Source organism: Piscinibacter defluvii (assembly GCF_004011805.1).
Taxonomy (GTDB): domain Bacteria; phylum Pseudomonadota; class Gammaproteobacteria; order Burkholderiales; family Burkholderiaceae_C; genus Piscinibacter; species Piscinibacter defluvii.
The window spans coordinates 53813-69954 of sequence record NZ_ML137196.1 but is presented as its reverse complement, the minus strand read 5'-3'; the positions used below and the strand labels follow the sequence as shown (position 1 = coordinate 69954).

The window sequence follows — 16142 nt, the reverse complement described above, 5'->3', positions numbered from 1 at the left end:
ACAAGACATGACGCTGAGGGCTTCACTGACCCTGCTCGCCGGCCTGTGCGTGGCCGGCACCGCTTCGGCCGTCGACCTGGTCATCGCCACGGTCAACAACGGCCACATGATCGAGATGCAGAAGCTCACCCCCGAGTTCGAGAAGGCCCACCCCGGCATCAAGCTCAAGTGGGTCACGCTGGAGGAAGGCACGCTGCGCTCGCGCGTCACCACCGACATCGCCACCAAGGGCGGCCAGTTCGACGTGATGACCATCGGCATGTACGAGACGCCGATCTGGGGCAAGAAGGGCTGGCTGATGGAGCTCAAGCCCGATGCCGCCTACGACGTGGACGACCTGCTGCCGGCGATGCGCAACGGCCTGTCGGTGGACGGCAAGCTCTACGCCGCGCCGTTCTACGGCGAGAGCTCGATGCTCATGTACCGCAAGGACCTGACCGACAAGGCCGGCGTCACCTTCCCCGAGCGCCCGACCTGGCAGCAGGTGGCCGACGCGGCCGCGAAGATCCACAACCCGCCCAGCGTCTACGGCATCTGCCTGCGCGGCAAGCCGGGCTGGGGCGACAACATGGCCTTCCTGTCGACGATGGCCAACAGCTTCGGCGCGCAGTGGTTCGACATGAGCTGGAAGCCGCAGCTCGAGACCAAGCCGTGGAAGGACGCGGTCACCTTCTACGTCGACCTGCTGAAGAAGTACGGCCCGCCCGGCTCGAGCGCGAACAGCTTCAACGAGATCCTGGCGCTGTACAACGAGGGCAAGTGCGGCATGTGGATCGACGCGACGATCGCCGCCTCGTTCGTCACCGACCCGAAGCAGAGCAAGGTGGCCGACAAGGTGGCCTTCGCGCAGGGCCCGTACGCGGTGACCGAGAAGGGCGCCAACTGGCTGTGGGCCTGGGCGCTGGCGATCCCCGCCGGCACCAAGAACGCCGACGCGGCGCAGAAGTTCATCACCTGGGCGACCTCGAAGGAGTACATCAACCTGGTGGGCAAGACCAACGGCTGGGGCCGGGTGCCGACCGGCACGCGCAAGTCGACCTACGCGAACCCCGAGTTCCAGAAGGCGGCGGTGTTCGCGGCGGCCGAGAAGAAGGCGATCGACACGGCCAACCCGAACGACTCGACGCTGCCCAAGAGCCCGTACGTGGGCGTGCAGTTCGCGGCCATCCCCGAGTTCCAGGCGATCGGCATCGCGGTGGGCCAGCAGATGAGCGCGGCCTTGTCGGGCAAGGTCTCGGTGGACCAGGCGCTGAAGACCTCGCAGGCCGCCGCCGACCGCGAGATGCGCAAGGGCGGGTACTACAAGTAACCCCCCCGTAGCGCCTGCGGCGCTCCCCCCCAGGGGGGCGCCGCCAGCGGGCCGGCGAAGCCGGACCCGCGGCGTCCGCTCGATTTGTGAGGCCCCGCGATGAACAGACTCCTGCCACGCGCCCTGATGGCGCCGGCCGTGGTCACGCTCTTCCTCTGGATGATCGTGCCGCTGGCCATGACGATCTACTTCTCGGTCGTCCGCTACAACCTGATGCAGCCCGGGCCGAAGGAGTTCATCGGCCTGATGAACTGGGAGTTCTTCGTCACCGACCCGGACTTCGGTGCCTCGGTGTGGAACACCCTGCTGCTGCTCGGCTCGGTGATCGCGATCACGGTGGTGCTGGGCGTGGCGCTCGCGCTGCTGGTCAACGAGGCCTTCCCGGGCCGCGGGATCGTGCGCGTGCTGCTGATCTCGCCCTTCTTCGTGATGCCCACGGCCAACGCGCTGCTGTGGAAGCACATGATGATGAACCCGGTCTACGGCGTGCTGGCGCAGGTCTGGCTGTTCTTCGGCCTGACGCCGGTGGACTGGCTGACCGATCACCCGCTGTTCGCGGTGATCCTGATGGTGGCCTGGCAGTGGCTGCCGTTCGCCTGCCTGATCTTCATCACCTCGCTGCAGTCGCTCGACCGCGACCAGATGGAGGCCGCCGGCATGGACGGCGCCAACGCCTTCCAGAAGTTCTGGTTCCTGACCCTGCCGCACCTGGGCCGCCCGATCGCCGTGGTGATCATGATCGAGATGATCTTCCTGATGAGCGTGTTCGCGGAGATCTTCACCACCACCGGCGGCGGGCCCGGCAACGAGAGCACCAACGTCGCCTTCCTGATCTTCAAGCAGGCGCTGATGAACTTCGATGTCGGCGTGGCCTCGGCCGGCGCGCTGTTCGCGGTCGTGCTGGCCAACATCGCCGCGGTGTTCCTGATCCGCATGATCGGCAAGAACCTGGACTGAGGGACCCTCATGAACACCAAGCTCCTCGGACTGATCGCCCGCACCGTGACGGCCTGGGTCGTCACGCTGCTGGTCGTGTTCCCGCTCATCTGGCTGGGGCTGACGGCCTTCAAGACAGAGCAGCAGGCGATCGCGATGCCGCCGCAGCTGTTCTTCACGCCCACGATGGAGAGCTTCCACGAGGTCAACGAGCGCAGCGACTACCTGCTGCACGCGAAGAACTCGATCGTCACCAGCGTGCTGTCGACGATCATCGGGCTGGCCATCGCCGCGCCGGCGGCCTACTCGATGGCCTTCTTCCGCACCAAGCGGACCCGCGACATCCTGATGTGGATGCTGTCCACCAAGATGATGCCGGCGGTGGGCGCACTGGTGCCGGTGTACGTGATGGCCCAGACCGCGGGCCTGCTGGACACGCTGACCTCGCTGACCATCGTGTTCACGCTGTCCAACCTGCCGATCATGGTGTGGATGCTGTACTCCGGCTTCAAGGACATCCCGCCGGACATCCTCGAGGCCGCGCGCATGGACGGCGCCAACGTGTGGGGCGAGTTCAAGCACGTGATCCGCCCGCTGGCGATGGGCACGCTGGCCTCCACCGCGCTGCTGTGCCTGGTGATGAGCTGGAACGAGGCCTTCTGGTCGCTCAACCTGAGCTCGGCCAAGGCCGGCACGCTGGCCACGCTGATCGCCTCGTACTCCAGCCCCGAGGGGCTGTTCTGGGCCAAGCTGTCCGCTGCCTCGCTGCTGGCCATCGCGCCGATCGTCGTGGTCGGCTGGTTCAGCCAGAAGCAGCTCGTCCAAGGTCTGACCTTCGGCGCGGTCAAGTAAGAACGAATCCAGGAGACATTCACCATGGCCTACCTCGAACTCAAGGGCGTCGAGAAGTTCTTCGGCAGCCTGCGCGCCATCAAGGGCGTGGACCTGCAGATCCAGAAGGGCGAATTCGTCGTCTTCGTCGGGCCCTCGGGCTGCGGAAAGTCCACGCTGCTGCGCATGATCGCCGGGCTGACCGAGATCGACGGCGGCAGCCTCGAGCTCGACGGGCGCGACATCACCAAGCTGCCCTCGTCCAAGCGCGACCTGGCGATGGTGTTCCAGAGCTACGCGCTGTATCCGCACATGAGCGTGTACGACAACATGTCGTTCGCGCTGCGCCTGGCCAACGTCGACAAGAAGACGATCGAGGAGAAGGTGCAGCGCGCCGCGCAGATCCTCAACCTGGCACCCTACCTGAACCGCACGCCGAAGGAACTCTCCGGCGGCCAGCGACAGCGGGTGGCGATCGGCCGCGCGATCGTGCGCGCGCCCAAGGTGTTCCTGTTCGACGAGCCGCTGTCCAACCTCGACGCCGCCCTGCGCGGCCAGACGCGGGTGGAGATCCACAACCTGCACCGCGACCTGGGCGCCACGACGATCTACGTGACACACGACCAGGTCGAGGCGATGACGCTGGCCGACCGCATCGTCGTGCTGCGCGACGGCCTGATCGAGCAGGTCGGCACGCCGCTGGAGCTGTACGACCGGCCGGCCAACCAGTTCGTCGCGCAGTTCATCGGCTCGCCGCAGATGAACGTGATCGAGGCCAGGCAGGTGCCCCAGGTGCCGGACGTGCCGTCGGGCGGCTTCGTCGGGCTGCGGCCGGAGGACGTGACGCTGCAGCCCGCCGCGCAGGCGGGGCAGGGTGCTCTCGGCGGCACGGTCGACCTGGTCGAGTCGCTCGGCGCCGAGACGCTGATCCACGTGAGGCTCGACAGCGGCGCGCCGATCATCGCGCGCCAGGCCACGCGCACCGCGCTGCGCAGCGGCGACAAGGTCGGCGTGTTCGTCGCTGCCGCCAATGCCCACCGCTTCGATGCCCAGGGCCGCGCGGCCCGGGTCGGGTGACGGCGATGGGCAACGCACTCGCCGGAAAGGTGGCCGCCGTCACCGGCGCGGCCTCGGGCATCGGGCTGGCCAGCGCCGAGGCGATGCTCGGCGCGGGCGCGCGCGTCGTGCTGATCGACCGCGACGCGGCGCGCCTGGCCGAGCAGCAGGCGCGCCTCGGCGACGCAGCGCTCACGCTGGTGCTGGACCTGCTCGACCCGGCCGCCTGCAAGACCCTGCTGCCGCGCGTGCTGGCGCTGACCGGAGCGCTCGACATCTTCCACGCCAACGCCGGCCTCTACGTCGGCGGCGACCTGGTCGACAACGACGTCGACGCGATCGACCGCATGCTGAACCTGAACGTCAACGTCGTGATGAAGAACGTGCACGACGTGCTGCCGCACATGATCGCGCGCGGCGCGGGCGACATCGTCGTCACCAGTTCGCTGGCGGCGCACTACCCGACGCCCTGGGAGCCGGTGTATGCGTCGTCGAAGTGGGCGATCGACTGCTTCGTGCAGACCACGCGGCGCCAGGTGTTCAGGCACGGCATCCGCGTCGGCGCGATCTCGCCCGGGCCGGTGATCACCTCGCTGCTGGCCGACTGGCCGCCCGAGAAGCTGAAGGAGGCGCGCGAGTCCGGCAGCCTGATCGAGGCGCGCGAGGTGGGCGAGGTCGTGCTGTTCATGCTCACCCGCCCGCGGGGCATGACGATCCGCGACGTGGTGATGCTGCCCACCAACTTCGATCTCTAGGGGATCGCGATGAACACCATGCTGCACCTGGGCCTGGGCTCCTTCCACCGCGCGCACCAGGCCGTCTACCTGCACGAGCTGAACAAGAGCGGCGACCGCTCGTGGACGCTGGCCGGCGGCAACACCCGGCCCGACATGGCCGAGACCATCGCCGCGCTGTCCGCGCAGGGCGGCGCCTACACGCTCGAGACCATCTCGCCGGCCGGCGAGCACCGCTACGAGCGCATCACCTCGATCCGCAAGATCATCCCGTACAGCGCCGACCTGGCCGGGCTGATCGCCGAGGGTGCGAGCCCGGCGACGAAAATCATCTCCTTCACCGTCACCGAGGCGGGTTACTACCTCGATGCGAAGAACCGGCTCGACCTGGCCTTCCCCGACCTGGCGGCCGACCTGCAGGCGGCGAAGGCGGGCCAGCCCGGCGGCACGATCTACGCGGCGCTCACCGCCATCCTGCGCCGCCGCATGGCCAGCGGCGGCGGTCCGGTGACGCTGCTGAACTGCGACAACCTGCGCCACAACGGCGACCGCTCGAGAAGCGGCCTGCTGCAGTTCGTCGAGCTGCTCGGCGACACGGCCCTGCGCGCGTGGATCGAGGCCCACACCACCAGCCCGAACGCGATGGTCGACCGCATCACGCCGCGCCCGACGCCGGACGTGCGCGAGCGTGTCAAGGGGGCGACCGGCGTCGACGACCCGGCCGCGCTGATGGGCGAGAGCTTCATCCAGTGGGTCATCGAGGACCGCTTCGCCGCCGGCCGCCCGGCCTGGGAGAAGGTCGGCGTCGAGATGGTCGAGTCGGTCGCGCCCTACGAGGAGGCCAAGATCCGGCTGCTGAACGCCACCCACAGCTGCATCGCCTGGGCCGGCACGCTGGCGGGTTTCCTCTACATCCACGAGGGCACGCACGACGCGGAGATCCGCCGGCTCGCGTTCGACTACGTCACCGACGACACCATCCCGTGCCTGCTGCCGAGCCCGATCGACCTGGCTCGCTACCGCGACATCGTGCTCGACCGCTTCGGCAACCCGGCGATCCGCGACACCAACCAGCGTGTCGCGATGGACGGCTTCAGCAAGATCCCGGGCTTCATCGCGCCGACCATCCGCGAGCGCCTGGAACGCAAGCAGTCGATCGACAGCGTGGCGATGCTGCCGGCGCTGTTCCTCGCCTACCTGCAGCGCTGGCACCGCGGCCAGATCCCCTACGAGTACCAGGACCAGGCGATGGACCCGGCGGTCGCGCATGCGATCTGCGACGCGGCCGATCCGGTGGCCGCCTTCGCGGCCGACAAGCTGCTGTGGGGGCCGCTGGCCGGCGATGCCCGCCTGGCGGCAGCGCTCGAGGCGGCGAGCGCACGTGTGGCAGAGTTCGTGCGACGACGCGGCGCCTGACCGCGAGGAGACAAGGAGCCGGCCATGGCCCAGCAGCAGCGCGTGCGCAGCCCCGAGCTGGAGCACGACGTCGGCCGCACCCCCAACCTCGGCTACGAGCCGCCGGGCAGCTTCGGCCACGTGCGCTGCCTGGAGCACGGCTTCCCGAACCCGCTGGTGCGCTGGCACTACCACGAGGAGTACGAGCTGCACCTGATCGTCGCCACGCGCGGCAAGGTGTTCGTGGGCGACTACATCGGCCACTTCGAGCCCGGCCACCTGGTGCTGACCGGGCCGCGCCTGCCGCACAACTGGATCTCCACCGACGTGCCGCCCGAGGGCGTGGCGCTGCGCGACATGGTGCTGCAGTTCCCCGACGCGCCGCTGCGCCAGGCCGCCGGGCTGATCCCCGAGCTGACCGAGGCGCTGCCGCTGCTCGAGCGGGCGCGCAACGGCATCGAGTTCTTCGGCGTGTCCGACCTCGCCCGCGCACGCTTCGAGCGCATCAAGGCCACGCACGGCCTGCAGCGCTTCGCCGAATTCAGCGTGCTGCTCGGCGAGCTGGTGCGCTGCACCGACTTCCGGCTGCTGTCCACGGTGCAGCTGCAGAGCCACGACGACGACGCGGCGCTGGCGCGCATCAGCGGCATCGTCGACTTCCTGAGCGAACACTACTGCGAGAACTTCTCGATGGCCGAGCTGTGCCAGCGCGTGGGCATGACCGAGAGCAGCTTCTCGCGCTACTTCCGCCGCGCCACCGGCAACAGCTTCACCGACTTCGTCAACCGGCTGCGCATCAACAAGGCCTGCCAGCTGCTGATGGAAACCGACCGCTACGTCACCAACGTCTGCTACGACGTCGGCTTCAACAACGTGGCCAACTTCAACCGCCGCTTCCTGCAGGTCAAGGGCATGACGCCCAGCGAGTTCCGCCGCCAGGCGGAAGCACGCTTCGGCAGCCGCGGCGCCTGAGTTACCAACCGGGGACAACTCACCGTGGCCTTCGCCGCGGTGGGGCCGGGACGCGTTCTAATGGAGACCTGCGCCCGGACGCCCCCGCCATGAACCAGCTCGACCAGCTCAAGCAGCACACCATCGTCGTCGCCGACACCGGCAACTTCAGGCAGCTCGCCCAGTTCGCCCCACGCGATGCCACCACCAACCCGTCGCTGATCCTGAAGGCGGTGCAGCAGCCGGACTATGCACCGCTGCTGGCCGACACGGTGGCGGCGCACCGCGGCCAGCCGCTGGAGGAGATCGTCGACCACGTGCTGGTGCGTTTCGGCCGCGAGATCCTGAAGGTGGTGCCCGGGCGCGTCTCGACCGAGGTCGACGCGCGGCTGTCGTTCGACACCGCCGCCAGCGTCGAGCGCGCGCGCCGCATCATGGCGCTGTACGAGGACGCCGGCATCGGCCGCGAGCGCGTGCTGATCAAGATCGCCTCCACCTGGGAGGGCATCCAGGCGGCGCGCATCCTCGAGCACGAGGGCATCCACTGCAACCTGACGCTGCTGTTCGCGTTCTGCCAGGCGGTGGCCTGCGGCGACGCCGGCGTGACGCTGATCTCGCCCTTCGTCGGCCGCATCTACGACTGGTACAAGAAGGCCGCCGGCAGCACCTGGGACGAGGCGGCCAACGCCGGTGCCAACGACCCGGGCGTGAAGTCGGTGACGCAGATCTACAGCTACTACAAGAAGTTCGGCATCCACACCGAGGTGATGGGCGCGAGCTTCCGCAACACCGGGCAGATCGTCGCGCTGGCCGGCTGCGACCTGCTGACCATCAGCCCCGAGCTGCTCGCGCAGTTGCAGGGCAGCGAGGCCGCGCTGCCGCGCCGGCTCGACCCGGCGCAGGCGGCCGCTGCGGCTATCCACGCGACCAGCTTCAACGAGGCGAGCTTCCGCTGGGCGCTCAACGAGGACGCGATGGCCACCGAGAAGCTGGCCGAGGGCATTCGCGCCTTCGCCGCCGATGCGGTGAAGCTCGACAGGATGATCGGAGGGATGTGATGCAAGTTCCACGCTGTGACCAGACCGAGGCCTGGGCCGCGCTGCGCGGCCACTACGAGGCCCACGGGCGCGACCTCGACCTGCGCGAGGCCTTCGCGCGCGACCCGTCGCGTTTCGCGGCGCTGGGCGTGGAGGCACCGGAGATCTTTGCCGACCTGTCGAAGAACCTGGTCGACTCGGCGACGCTGAGGTTCCTGCTCGACCTGGCGCGCGAATGCCGGCTCGAGGAACGGCGCGACGCGATGCTGGCCGGCGCGCCGATCAACCACACCGAGGGCCGTGCGGTGCTGCACACCGCGCTGCGCGCGCCGCGCGGGCAGGGGCCGTTCTCCGACGAGGTGCACGGCGTGCTCGACCGCCTGCTCGCCTACGTCGAGACCGTGCGCGACACGGGCGCGAGCGGCATCCGCCACGTGGTGAACATCGGCATCGGCGGCAGCGACCTCGGGCCGCAGATGGTGGTGCCGGCGCTCGACGCCTTCGTGCATCCGAAGCTGCAGTTCCACTTCGTCGCCAACGTCGACGGGCACGACATCACGCCGGTGCTGCGCCAGCTGAAGCCCGCCGAGACGCTGTTCATCATCGCCAGCAAGACCTTCACGACCCAGGAGACCATGGCCAACGCGGTGGCCGCCAAGGCCTGGTTCACCGCCAACGGCGGCACCGACACCGCGAAGCACTTCGTCGCCACCACCACCAACGTCAAGGCGGCGGCCGAGTTCGGCATCGCCACCACCTTCGGCTTCTGGGACTGGGTGGGCGGGCGCTACTCGCTGTGGTCGGCCATCGGCCTGCCGATCGCGCTGGCGATCGGCGCGGAGAACTTCCGCGCGCTGCTGGCCGGCGCGCATGCGATGGACCGGCACTTCGCCACCGCCGAGCTGCCGAAGAACCTGCCGGCGCTGCTCGGGCTGATCGACGTCTGGTACCGCAACTTCCACGGTTTCACGAGCCGCAGCGTGGCGCCCTACCACCAGGGCCTGCGCCGGCTGCCGGCCTACCTGCAGCAGCTCGAGATGGAGAGCAACGGCAAGTGCGTCGACCTCGACGGCGCCCCGCTGCCCTTCGGCACCAGCCCGGTGGTCTGGGGCGAACCCGGCACCAACGGCCAGCACGCCTACTTCCAGATGCTGCACCAGGGCACCGACGTGATCCCGGTCGAGTTCATCCTGGTCAAGCGGCCCACGCATGCGCTGACCGACCTGCACACCAAGCTGCTGGCCAACGGCCTGGCGCAATCGCAGGCGCTGATGCTCGGCAAGACCACGGGGCAGGCGCTGGGCGAGAAGGCGCCCACGGCCTCGAAGGCGCTGGACGCGCAGACGATCGCGAAGCACCGCACCTTCCCCGGCAACCGGCCGAGCACCACGCTGCTGCTCGACCAGCTGACGCCACGCTCGCTCGGCGCGCTGATCGCGCTGTACGAGCACCGCGTGTTCACCAGCGGCGCGCTGTGGGGCATCAACAGCTTCGACCAGTGGGGCGTGGAGCTCGGCAAGGCGCTGTGCAACGACCTGCTGCCGCGGCTGGCGTCGGGCGACACGGCGGGCCTGGATGCGTCGACCGCGGGGTTGCTGGCCAGGCTGCGTGCATGAACGTCGTCTTTGACTTCGGGGGCGTGCTGTTCCGCTGGCGCCCCCGGGACCTGCTCGCCCGGCTGCTGCCGCAGCACGTGCCCGACGCGGCCGCGGCCGAGCGGCTGTTCGAGCACTTCTTCGAGAACTACCAGGGCGACTGGGGCGAGTTCGACCGCGGCACGGTCGAACCCGGCCCGCTGGCCGAGCGCATCGCGCGGCGCACCGGGCTGACGGTGGACGAAGCGCGCCGCGTGATCGACGGCGTGCCCGCCGAACTGCAGCCGGTGGCCGGCACGGTGGAGCTGCTGCACACGCTGCATGCGCAGGGGCGGCCGCTCTACTACCTCTCGAACATGCCCGAACCGTACGCGCAGCACCTGGAGGCGACGCACCACTTCCTCGGCCTGTTCCGTGACGGCGTGTTCTCGGCGCGGCTGCAGCTGTGCAAGCCCGAGCCGGAGATCTTCGCCCAGGCGGCGCAGCGCTTTCGCGTCGAGCCGGCGCGCACGGTGTTCATCGACGACATGGCCGAGAACGTGGTGGCCGCGCGCGCGGCCGGCTGGAAGGCGATCCGCTTCGTCGATCCGGCCCAGTGCGCCGACGAGCTGCGCGCGGCCGGCGCGTTGGACTAGGCCGACAAGCCCTCGACCCCCTGGCGCGCCACCGCCGTCGCCTGCTGCAGCACGGCGAGCTTCCAGGCCGGCGTGTCGACGTAGAACGCCTCGCGCAGCGCGCGCTTGATCTGCGCGCGCCGCCGGTCGTCCGCCTCCGGGTGGTTCTCGAGCCACTGCTCGGCGCGCAGCGCCTCGAGCGTCTGCATCAGCGGCACCGTGCCGAACTCCAGCGCGATGCCGGTGTACTCGGCCTGCGCGCACTCCTCGTAGACCACGTTCCACATCAGGCCGGTCAGCAGCGCGGCGCTCGCGCTGCCGTCGTAGATCGAGGTGACGCGCTCGCCCCACCAGGCCTTGGCGCGCCGCAGCGCGAGGGCATCGTCGCGCCCGGCCCAGATGCGTTCGCCCACGCCGGTCGGGCCCAGCCCGGTGTGCAGGTCGATCCAGGCCAGTCGCGCGCAGCGCCGGCCATGCTCCTGCAGCACGTGGCGCAGCGTCACGTGGCTCCAGGTCGGGTCCGCGCCGCCGTAGAACAGACCCTCGGGCTGCGTGTACTGCCCGCCCGTCACCGCCGCCTGCATGGCAGCGAAGCCATGCTCGGCGATGAAGCCGGCCAGCGCCGCGTTGACTTCGGGCGAGGGCGGCCAGGTCGGCGGCACCAGCCAGTGCGCGATCGCGTCGTACAGCGGGTTGGCCGGCGCCGGGGCGTGGAAGTCGCGGAAATTGCGGTTCAGGTCGACGTTCTCCTGCGTCGTGCGGCGCCCCCAGGAGAAGCCGTAGGGGTTCAGCGCGTGCAGGTACAGCACCGCGATGCCACGTTCGCGCAGCAGCGCGCGCCAGCCGGCATCGCCCACCAGCATGGTCTGCACCGCCGAGCCGGCGAAGCCCTCGATGCCATGGCAGGCGCTGGAGACCAGCAGCAGCGCCTCGGCCGTGCGCGGGCCGTCGTGCACCACGTCGAGCGCGAGCGCCTCGCCGTCGCGGCCGAGCAGCGGGTGGGTGTGCTGTTCGACGTCCAGCCCGGCCGCCTCGGCCGCGGCGAGGAACTTGCCGCGGGCCTCGGCGTACGACTCCGAGAAGACCGCGGTTTCCATGCTCAGCGCCGCGCGGCGGCCAGCCAGGCCTCGGCCAGGCGCACCCACATCGTCGCGCCCAGCGGGATCAGTTCGTCGTTGAAGTCGTAGCTCGGGTTGTGCAGCATGCACGGGCCCATGCCGTGCCCGCCTTCGCGGTGGCTGCCGTCGCCGTTGCCGATCAGGAAATAGCAGCCGGGCTTCTCGAGCAGGAAGTAGCTGAAGTCCTCGGCGCCCATGGTCGGCTCGAACTCGAGCACGTTGGCGGCGCCGACCAGGTCGCCCAGCACGCCGCGCACGAAGGCGGTCTCGTCGGGGTGGTTGATGGTCGGCGGGTAGTTGCGGTGGAACTCGAACTCGCACTCGGCGCCGAAGGCGCGGCAGGTGTGCTCGGCGATCTCGCGCATGCGGCGCTCGATCAGGTCGAGCACCGGCAGCGTGAAGGTGCGCACCGTGCCCTGCATCTCGCAGCTGTCGGGCACGACGTTGGTGGCCTCGCCGGTGTGGATCATCGTCACCGAGATCACGCCGGCATCGATCGGCCGCTTGTTGCGGGTGATGATGGTCTGGAAGGCCTGCACCATCTGGCAGGCCACCGGCACCGGGTCGATGCCGTTGTGCGGCATCGCGCCGTGTGCGCCCTTGCCGCGGATGGTGACCTTGAACTCGTTGCTGGAGGCGAAGCAGGGCCCGTTGGTGACGGCGAACTGCCCGGCCGCCATGCCGGGCCAGTTGTGCGCGCCGAACATCGCCTCCATCGGGAACTTCTCGAACAGCCCGTCGCGGATCATCTCGCGCGCGCCACCGCCGCCTTCCTCGGCCGGCTGGAACACGAGGTACACGGTGCCGTCGTAGTTCCGGTGCCTGGCCAGGTGCTTGGCCGCGGCCAGCAGCATCGCGGTGTGGCCGTCGTGGCCGCAGGCGTGCATCTTGCCGGCATGCCGGCTGGCATGCGCGAAGCGGTTCTTCTCGGTCATCGGCAGCGCGTCGATGTCGGCGCGCAGGCCGACGGCGCGATCGCTCGTGCCGTTCTTCAGGATCGCCACGACGCCGGTCTTGCCCAGACCGCGGTGGATGGGAATACCCCAGTCGGTCAAGGTCCGGGCGATCAGCTCGGAGGTGCGCTCCTCCTCGAAGCACAGCTCGGGATGGGCGTGGATGTCGCGCCGCAGCGCCGTGATCGACGCCGCGTCGGCGAGGATGGATTCGATCAGCTTCATGATGACTCCGGCGGGGCCGCCGGAGGCATCTTAACGCCGGACTTTTCCGTCCTCGGTCAGCATGGACAAGTCGACGAAGTGCGAGGCGACGTGGTCGCGTGCGCTGAAATCGACCCGGAAGCCGCCGAAGTTCGCGTTCGAGATCGACTCCAGCCCGGCCACCAGCGAGTCGCGCGACGGGTTCTTGCCGGCGCGCTTCAGGCCCTCGGCGAACACCTTGGCCGACAGGTAGCCTTCCATGCTGGAGTAGTTCGGCGTGGCGTCCGGCCCGGCCTTGGCGACCGCCTCGAGGTACTCGCGCGAGATCTGCGTGGTGGTCGAGAACGGGAAGGGCATCACCTGGCTGACCATGATGCCGCGGCCCTCGCGGCCGAGTTCGTCGGCCAGCGCCTGCGTGCCGACGAAGGACACGTTGTAGAAGGTGCCGCCGTAGCCGGCCTTGCGTGCCTCGCGGATGAAGGCGGCGCAGGACTTGTAGGCGCTGATCTGCACCACCGCGTCGGGCCCCTTGGGCACGATGTCGGCCACCGCCTTGGCCACATCGACCGTGTTGCGCTGCACCGTGCCGAGCGCGATGGGCTCCAGGCCGAGCGGCTTGAGCGCGCGCTTGACGCCCTCCAGGCCGGCCTTGCCGTAGGCGTCGTCCTGGTAGAACACGGCGATCTTCTTCAGGCCCAGCGACGTGAGCTGCTTCACGATCAGGCCGGTCTCGTCGTAGTAACTCGCGCGCAGGTGAAAGACCCACTTGCTGAACGGGTCGCGCAGCACCTCGGCGCCGGTGAAGGGGCCGAAGAACGGGATCTTGGCGTCGTTGACCAGGGGCAGCGCGGCCACGCAGGTGGGGGTGCCGACGTAGCCGAGCAGGGCGAACACCTCGTCCTTGATCAGCTTCTCGGTGTTGGCCTTGCAGCGGTCGGGCTCGTAGCCGTCGTCGAGCGTACGCAGCTCGATGGTGTGCCCGTTGATGCCGCCGGCGGCGTTGAGCTGGTCGAAGAAGACCTTCGCACCCTTGTTCATCTGGATGCCGAGCTGGGCGGCCGGGCCGGAGAACGCGGCCGACTGGCCGAGCACGATGCGGCTGGATTGGGCCCAGGAGGGCAGGGCAATGGCGCCTGCGGCGGCGGCCACGCGCTTGATTGCGTCACGACGGTTCATATGAGGACTCCCAACGTTGCGCCCGCGATAGCGGGCGCCTTGCGCGCCGGGGCGGGCCGTATCGGCACACCTTCCGTGCGGGCTCGAAATTCACGCGGGCGCGAGGATACGACGGCCCGCGCTGCCGGTGGTGTGCCGTTCTGCCCGGTCGCGGGCACGTGGCCGGGCGCTGTGCAATAGTTCGCGCATGGAATCGACGATCGTCCGCGGGGCCTGCCCGCACGACTGCCCCGACACCTGTGCCCTGCGCATCACCGTGCAGGACGGCCGCGCCGTCAAGGTGCAGGGCGACCCCGACCACCCGCCCACCCACGGCGCCTTGTGCACCAAGGTCTCGCGCTACCCGGAGCGCACCTACCACCCCGAGCGCGTGCTGCAGCCGCTGCGGCGCGTCGGACCCAAGGGCAGCGGCCGCTTCGAGCCGGTGAGCTGGGACGCCGCGCTCGGCGAGATCGCCCGCCGCCTGGCCGCGATCGCGGCGCGCGACCCCGAGGCCATCGTGCCCTACAGCTATGCCGGCACGATGGGCCTGCTGCAGGGCGAGTCGATGGCAGCGCGCTTCTTCCACCGGCTCGGCGCCTCGCTGCTGGACCGCACGATCTGCTCCAGCGCCGGCGGCGACGCGCTGGTCGCCACCTACGGCGGCAAGGTCGGCATGCACCTCGAGCACTACGCCGACGCGAAGCTGATCCTGATCTGGGGCAGCAACTCGATCGCCTCGAACCTGCACTTCTGGACCTTCGCGCAGCAGGCCAAGCGCGCCGGCGCCAAGCTGGTCTGCATCGACCCGCGCCGCACAGAGACGGCCGAGAAGTGCCACCAGCACCTCGCGCTGCTGCCCGGCACCGACGGCGCGCTGGCACTCGGCCTGATGCACGAGCTGATCGTCAACGACTGGCTCGACCACGACTACATCGAACGCCACACCGTCGGCTGGCCGGCGCTGCGCGAGAAGGCCCTGGCCTGGAGCCCCGAGCGCGCCGCGGCGGTGTGCGGCCTGACGGCCGACGAGGTGCGCGGCCTGGCGCGCGACTACGCCACCACGCGGCCGGCCGCGATCCGCCTGAACTACGGCATGCAGCGCGTGCACGGCGGCGGCAACGCGGCGCGGCTGATCGCCATCCTGCCCTGCCTGACCGGCGCCTGGCGGCAGCGCGGCGGCGGGCTGCTGCTGTCGGCCTCGGGCTGGTTCAAGGCCTTCCGCAACGACGCGGCGCTGCAGCGGCCCGACCTGCTCGCCGGGCGCACGCCGCGCACCATCAACATGAGCACCATTGGTGACGACTTGCTGCGCGAATCCTCGCCCGCCTTCGGCCCGAAGATCGAGGCGCTGGTGGTCTACAACAGCAACCCGGTCGCGGTGGCGCCGGAGTCGCGCAAGGTGGTGGCCGGCTTCGCGCGCGAGGACCTGTTCACCGTGGTGCTGGAGCACTTCCTCACCGACACGGCCGACCATGCCGACATCGTGCTGCCCGCCACCACGCAGCTCGAGCACCTGGACGTGCACACCAGCTACGGCCACACCTGGGCGATGCTGAACCGGCCGGCCGTCGCGCCGCTCGGCCAGGCCAAGCCGAACACGCAGATCTTCCGCGAGCTGGCGGCGCGCATGGGCTTCACCGAGCCCTGCTTCGCCGACGACGACGAGACGCTCGCGCGCATGGCCTTCGCTGCGGAGGTCGACTTCGCCGCGCTGCAGGCGCAGGGCTGGGTCAAGCTGCCGCTGCCCGAGCAGCCGTTCGCCGAGGGCGGCTTCCCGACGCCGACGGGCCGCTGCCAGATCGACGCGCCCGGCCTGGGCGTGCCGGACTTCGTGCCGAACCACGAGTCGGTGCAGAGCAGCCCCGAGCTGGCGCGGCGCTACCCGCTGGCGATGATCTCGCCGCCGGCGCGCCACTTCCTGAACTCGACCTTCGTCAACGTGAAGAGCCTGCGCGACATCGAGGCCGAGCCCATCGTCGAGGTGCATGCCGACGACGCGCGCCCACGCGGCATCGCCGACGGCCAGGTGGTGCGTGTCTTCAACGACCGCGGCGAGTACCGCTGCAAGGCGCGCATCAGCGAGCGCGCCCGGCCCGGTGTGGTCAACGGGCTGGGCATCTGGTGGCGCAAGCTCGGCCTGGACGGCACCAACGTCAACGAGCTGACGCACCAGAAGCTCACCGACATCGGCCGCGCGCCCGCCTTCTACGACTGCCTGGTCGAGATCGGCGCCGTGGCCGGACCGTGAAGC

At 69.7% G+C, this 16142-nt stretch carries 14 protein-coding genes; 11 read left to right on the top strand and 3 right to left on the bottom strand.

All coding sequences use genetic code 11. The features are described from left to right. Window positions 1-7 precede the first annotated feature (7 nt). The 10 genes from D9C15_RS00340 to D9C15_RS00295 all read left to right on the top strand — a co-directional run bounded on the left by D9C15_RS00340 (window position 8) and on the right by D9C15_RS00295 (window position 10479). Entirely contained in the window at window positions 8-1309 is a 1302-nt protein-coding gene (locus D9C15_RS00340; RefSeq protein ID WP_127995441.1) for an ABC transporter substrate-binding protein, read from the top strand. A 99-nt stretch (window positions 1310-1408) separates the two neighbouring features. Further along, complete coding sequence (locus tag D9C15_RS00335) at window positions 1409-2266, top strand: carbohydrate ABC transporter permease (protein WP_127995440.1); 858 nt, start codon at window positions 1409-1411, stop codon at window positions 2264-2266. Window positions 2267-2275: 9 nt separating this feature from the next. Next, on the top strand, window positions 2276-3097 hold the full coding sequence (locus D9C15_RS00330; RefSeq protein ID WP_127995439.1) for a carbohydrate ABC transporter permease: 822 nt from the start codon (window positions 2276-2278) through the stop codon (window positions 3095-3097). A 24-nt stretch (window positions 3098-3121) separates the two neighbouring features. Continuing rightward, a complete protein-coding gene (locus tag D9C15_RS00325; protein ID WP_127995438.1) occupies window positions 3122-4153 on the top strand; it encodes an ABC transporter ATP-binding protein in 1032 nt (343 codons plus the stop codon). A gap of 5 nt (window positions 4154-4158) precedes the next feature. Continuing rightward, window positions 4159-4887: an SDR family oxidoreductase gene (locus tag D9C15_RS00320; RefSeq protein WP_127995437.1), complete on the top strand. Its 729-nt coding sequence runs from the start codon at window positions 4159-4161 to the stop codon at window positions 4885-4887. A gap of 9 nt (window positions 4888-4896) precedes the next feature. Next, window positions 4897-6282, top strand: coding sequence for a D-arabinitol 4-dehydrogenase (gene dalD / locus D9C15_RS00315; protein ID WP_127995436.1), 1386 nt, complete (start codon window positions 4897-4899; stop codon window positions 6280-6282). A 24-nt stretch (window positions 6283-6306) separates the two neighbouring features. Then, complete coding sequence (locus D9C15_RS00310) at window positions 6307-7233, top strand: AraC family transcriptional regulator (protein ID WP_127995435.1); 927 nt, start codon at window positions 6307-6309, stop codon at window positions 7231-7233. Between the two features lie 89 nt (window positions 7234-7322). After that, complete coding sequence (gene tal, locus D9C15_RS00305; RefSeq protein WP_127995434.1) at window positions 7323-8270, top strand: transaldolase; 948 nt, start codon at window positions 7323-7325, stop codon at window positions 8268-8270. Further along, entirely contained in the window at window positions 8270-9865 is a 1596-nt protein-coding gene (gene pgi / locus D9C15_RS00300; RefSeq protein WP_127995433.1) for a glucose-6-phosphate isomerase, read from the top strand. The genes tal and pgi overlap by 1 nt, the downstream gene beginning before the upstream one ends. After that, entirely contained in the window at window positions 9862-10479 is a 618-nt protein-coding gene (locus tag D9C15_RS00295; RefSeq protein ID WP_127995432.1) for an HAD family hydrolase, read from the top strand. The genes pgi and D9C15_RS00295 overlap by 4 nt, the downstream gene beginning before the upstream one ends. Here the strand turns inward: D9C15_RS00295 and D9C15_RS00290 are convergent. From D9C15_RS00290 to D9C15_RS00280, 3 genes are read right to left on the bottom strand one after another with little or no spacing between them, the layout of a single operon-like run. After that, entirely contained in the window at window positions 10476-11555 is a 1080-nt protein-coding gene (locus tag D9C15_RS00290; RefSeq protein ID WP_127995431.1) for a M14 family metallopeptidase, read from the bottom strand. The genes D9C15_RS00295 and D9C15_RS00290 overlap by 4 nt on opposite strands. 2 nt (window positions 11556-11557) lie before the next feature. Beyond that, window positions 11558-12754, bottom strand: a complete 1197-nt coding sequence (locus D9C15_RS00285) for a M20 aminoacylase family protein (RefSeq protein ID WP_127995430.1) — start codon at window positions 12752-12754, stop codon at window positions 11558-11560. Between the two features lie 30 nt (window positions 12755-12784). Then, window positions 12785-13909: an ABC transporter substrate-binding protein gene (locus D9C15_RS00280; RefSeq protein ID WP_127995429.1), complete on the bottom strand. Its 1125-nt coding sequence runs from the start codon at window positions 13907-13909 to the stop codon at window positions 12785-12787. Window positions 13910-14096: 187 nt separating this feature from the next. On the opposite strand from D9C15_RS00280, the gene D9C15_RS00275 reads away from it, so the two are divergent. Beyond that, the gene (locus tag D9C15_RS00275) at window positions 14097-16139 is read left to right on the top strand and encodes a molybdopterin-containing oxidoreductase family protein (protein ID WP_127995428.1); all 2043 of its coding nucleotides are present in this window, start codon (window positions 14097-14099) and stop codon (window positions 16137-16139) included. Window positions 16140-16142 lie beyond the last annotated feature (3 nt).

Bases quoted from the DNA above. Each gene is read 5' to 3' on its own strand.
- D9C15_RS00340 (WP_127995441.1), top strand. From the start codon at position 8: ATGACGCTGAGGGCTTCACTGACCCTGCTCGCCGGCCTGTGCGTGGCC.
- D9C15_RS00335 (WP_127995440.1), top strand. From the start codon at position 1,409: ATGAACAGACTCCTGCCACGCGCCCTGATGGCGCCGGCCGTGGTCACG.
- D9C15_RS00330 (WP_127995439.1), top strand. From the start codon at position 2,276: ATGAACACCAAGCTCCTCGGACTGATCGCCCGCACCGTGACGGCCTGG.
- D9C15_RS00325 (WP_127995438.1), top strand. From the start codon at position 3,122: ATGGCCTACCTCGAACTCAAGGGCGTCGAGAAGTTCTTCGGCAGCCTG.
- D9C15_RS00320 (WP_127995437.1), top strand. From the start codon at position 4,159: ATGGGCAACGCACTCGCCGGAAAGGTGGCCGCCGTCACCGGCGCGGCC.
- dalD (WP_127995436.1), top strand. From the start codon at position 4,897: ATGAACACCATGCTGCACCTGGGCCTGGGCTCCTTCCACCGCGCGCAC.
- D9C15_RS00310 (WP_127995435.1), top strand. From the start codon at position 6,307: ATGGCCCAGCAGCAGCGCGTGCGCAGCCCCGAGCTGGAGCACGACGTC.
- tal (WP_127995434.1), top strand. From the start codon at position 7,323: ATGAACCAGCTCGACCAGCTCAAGCAGCACACCATCGTCGTCGCCGAC.
- pgi (WP_127995433.1), top strand. From the start codon at position 8,270: ATGCAAGTTCCACGCTGTGACCAGACCGAGGCCTGGGCCGCGCTGCGC.
- D9C15_RS00295 (WP_127995432.1), top strand. From the start codon at position 9,862: ATGAACGTCGTCTTTGACTTCGGGGGCGTGCTGTTCCGCTGGCGCCCC.
- D9C15_RS00290 (WP_127995431.1), bottom strand. From the start codon at position 11,555: ATGGAAACCGCGGTCTTCTCGGAGTCGTACGCCGAGGCCCGCGGCAAG.
- D9C15_RS00285 (WP_127995430.1), bottom strand. From the start codon at position 12,754: ATGAAGCTGATCGAATCCATCCTCGCCGACGCGGCGTCGATCACGGCG.
- D9C15_RS00280 (WP_127995429.1), bottom strand. From the start codon at position 13,909: ATGAACCGTCGTGACGCAATCAAGCGCGTGGCCGCCGCCGCAGGCGCC.
- D9C15_RS00275 (WP_127995428.1), top strand. From the start codon at position 14,097: ATGGAATCGACGATCGTCCGCGGGGCCTGCCCGCACGACTGCCCCGAC.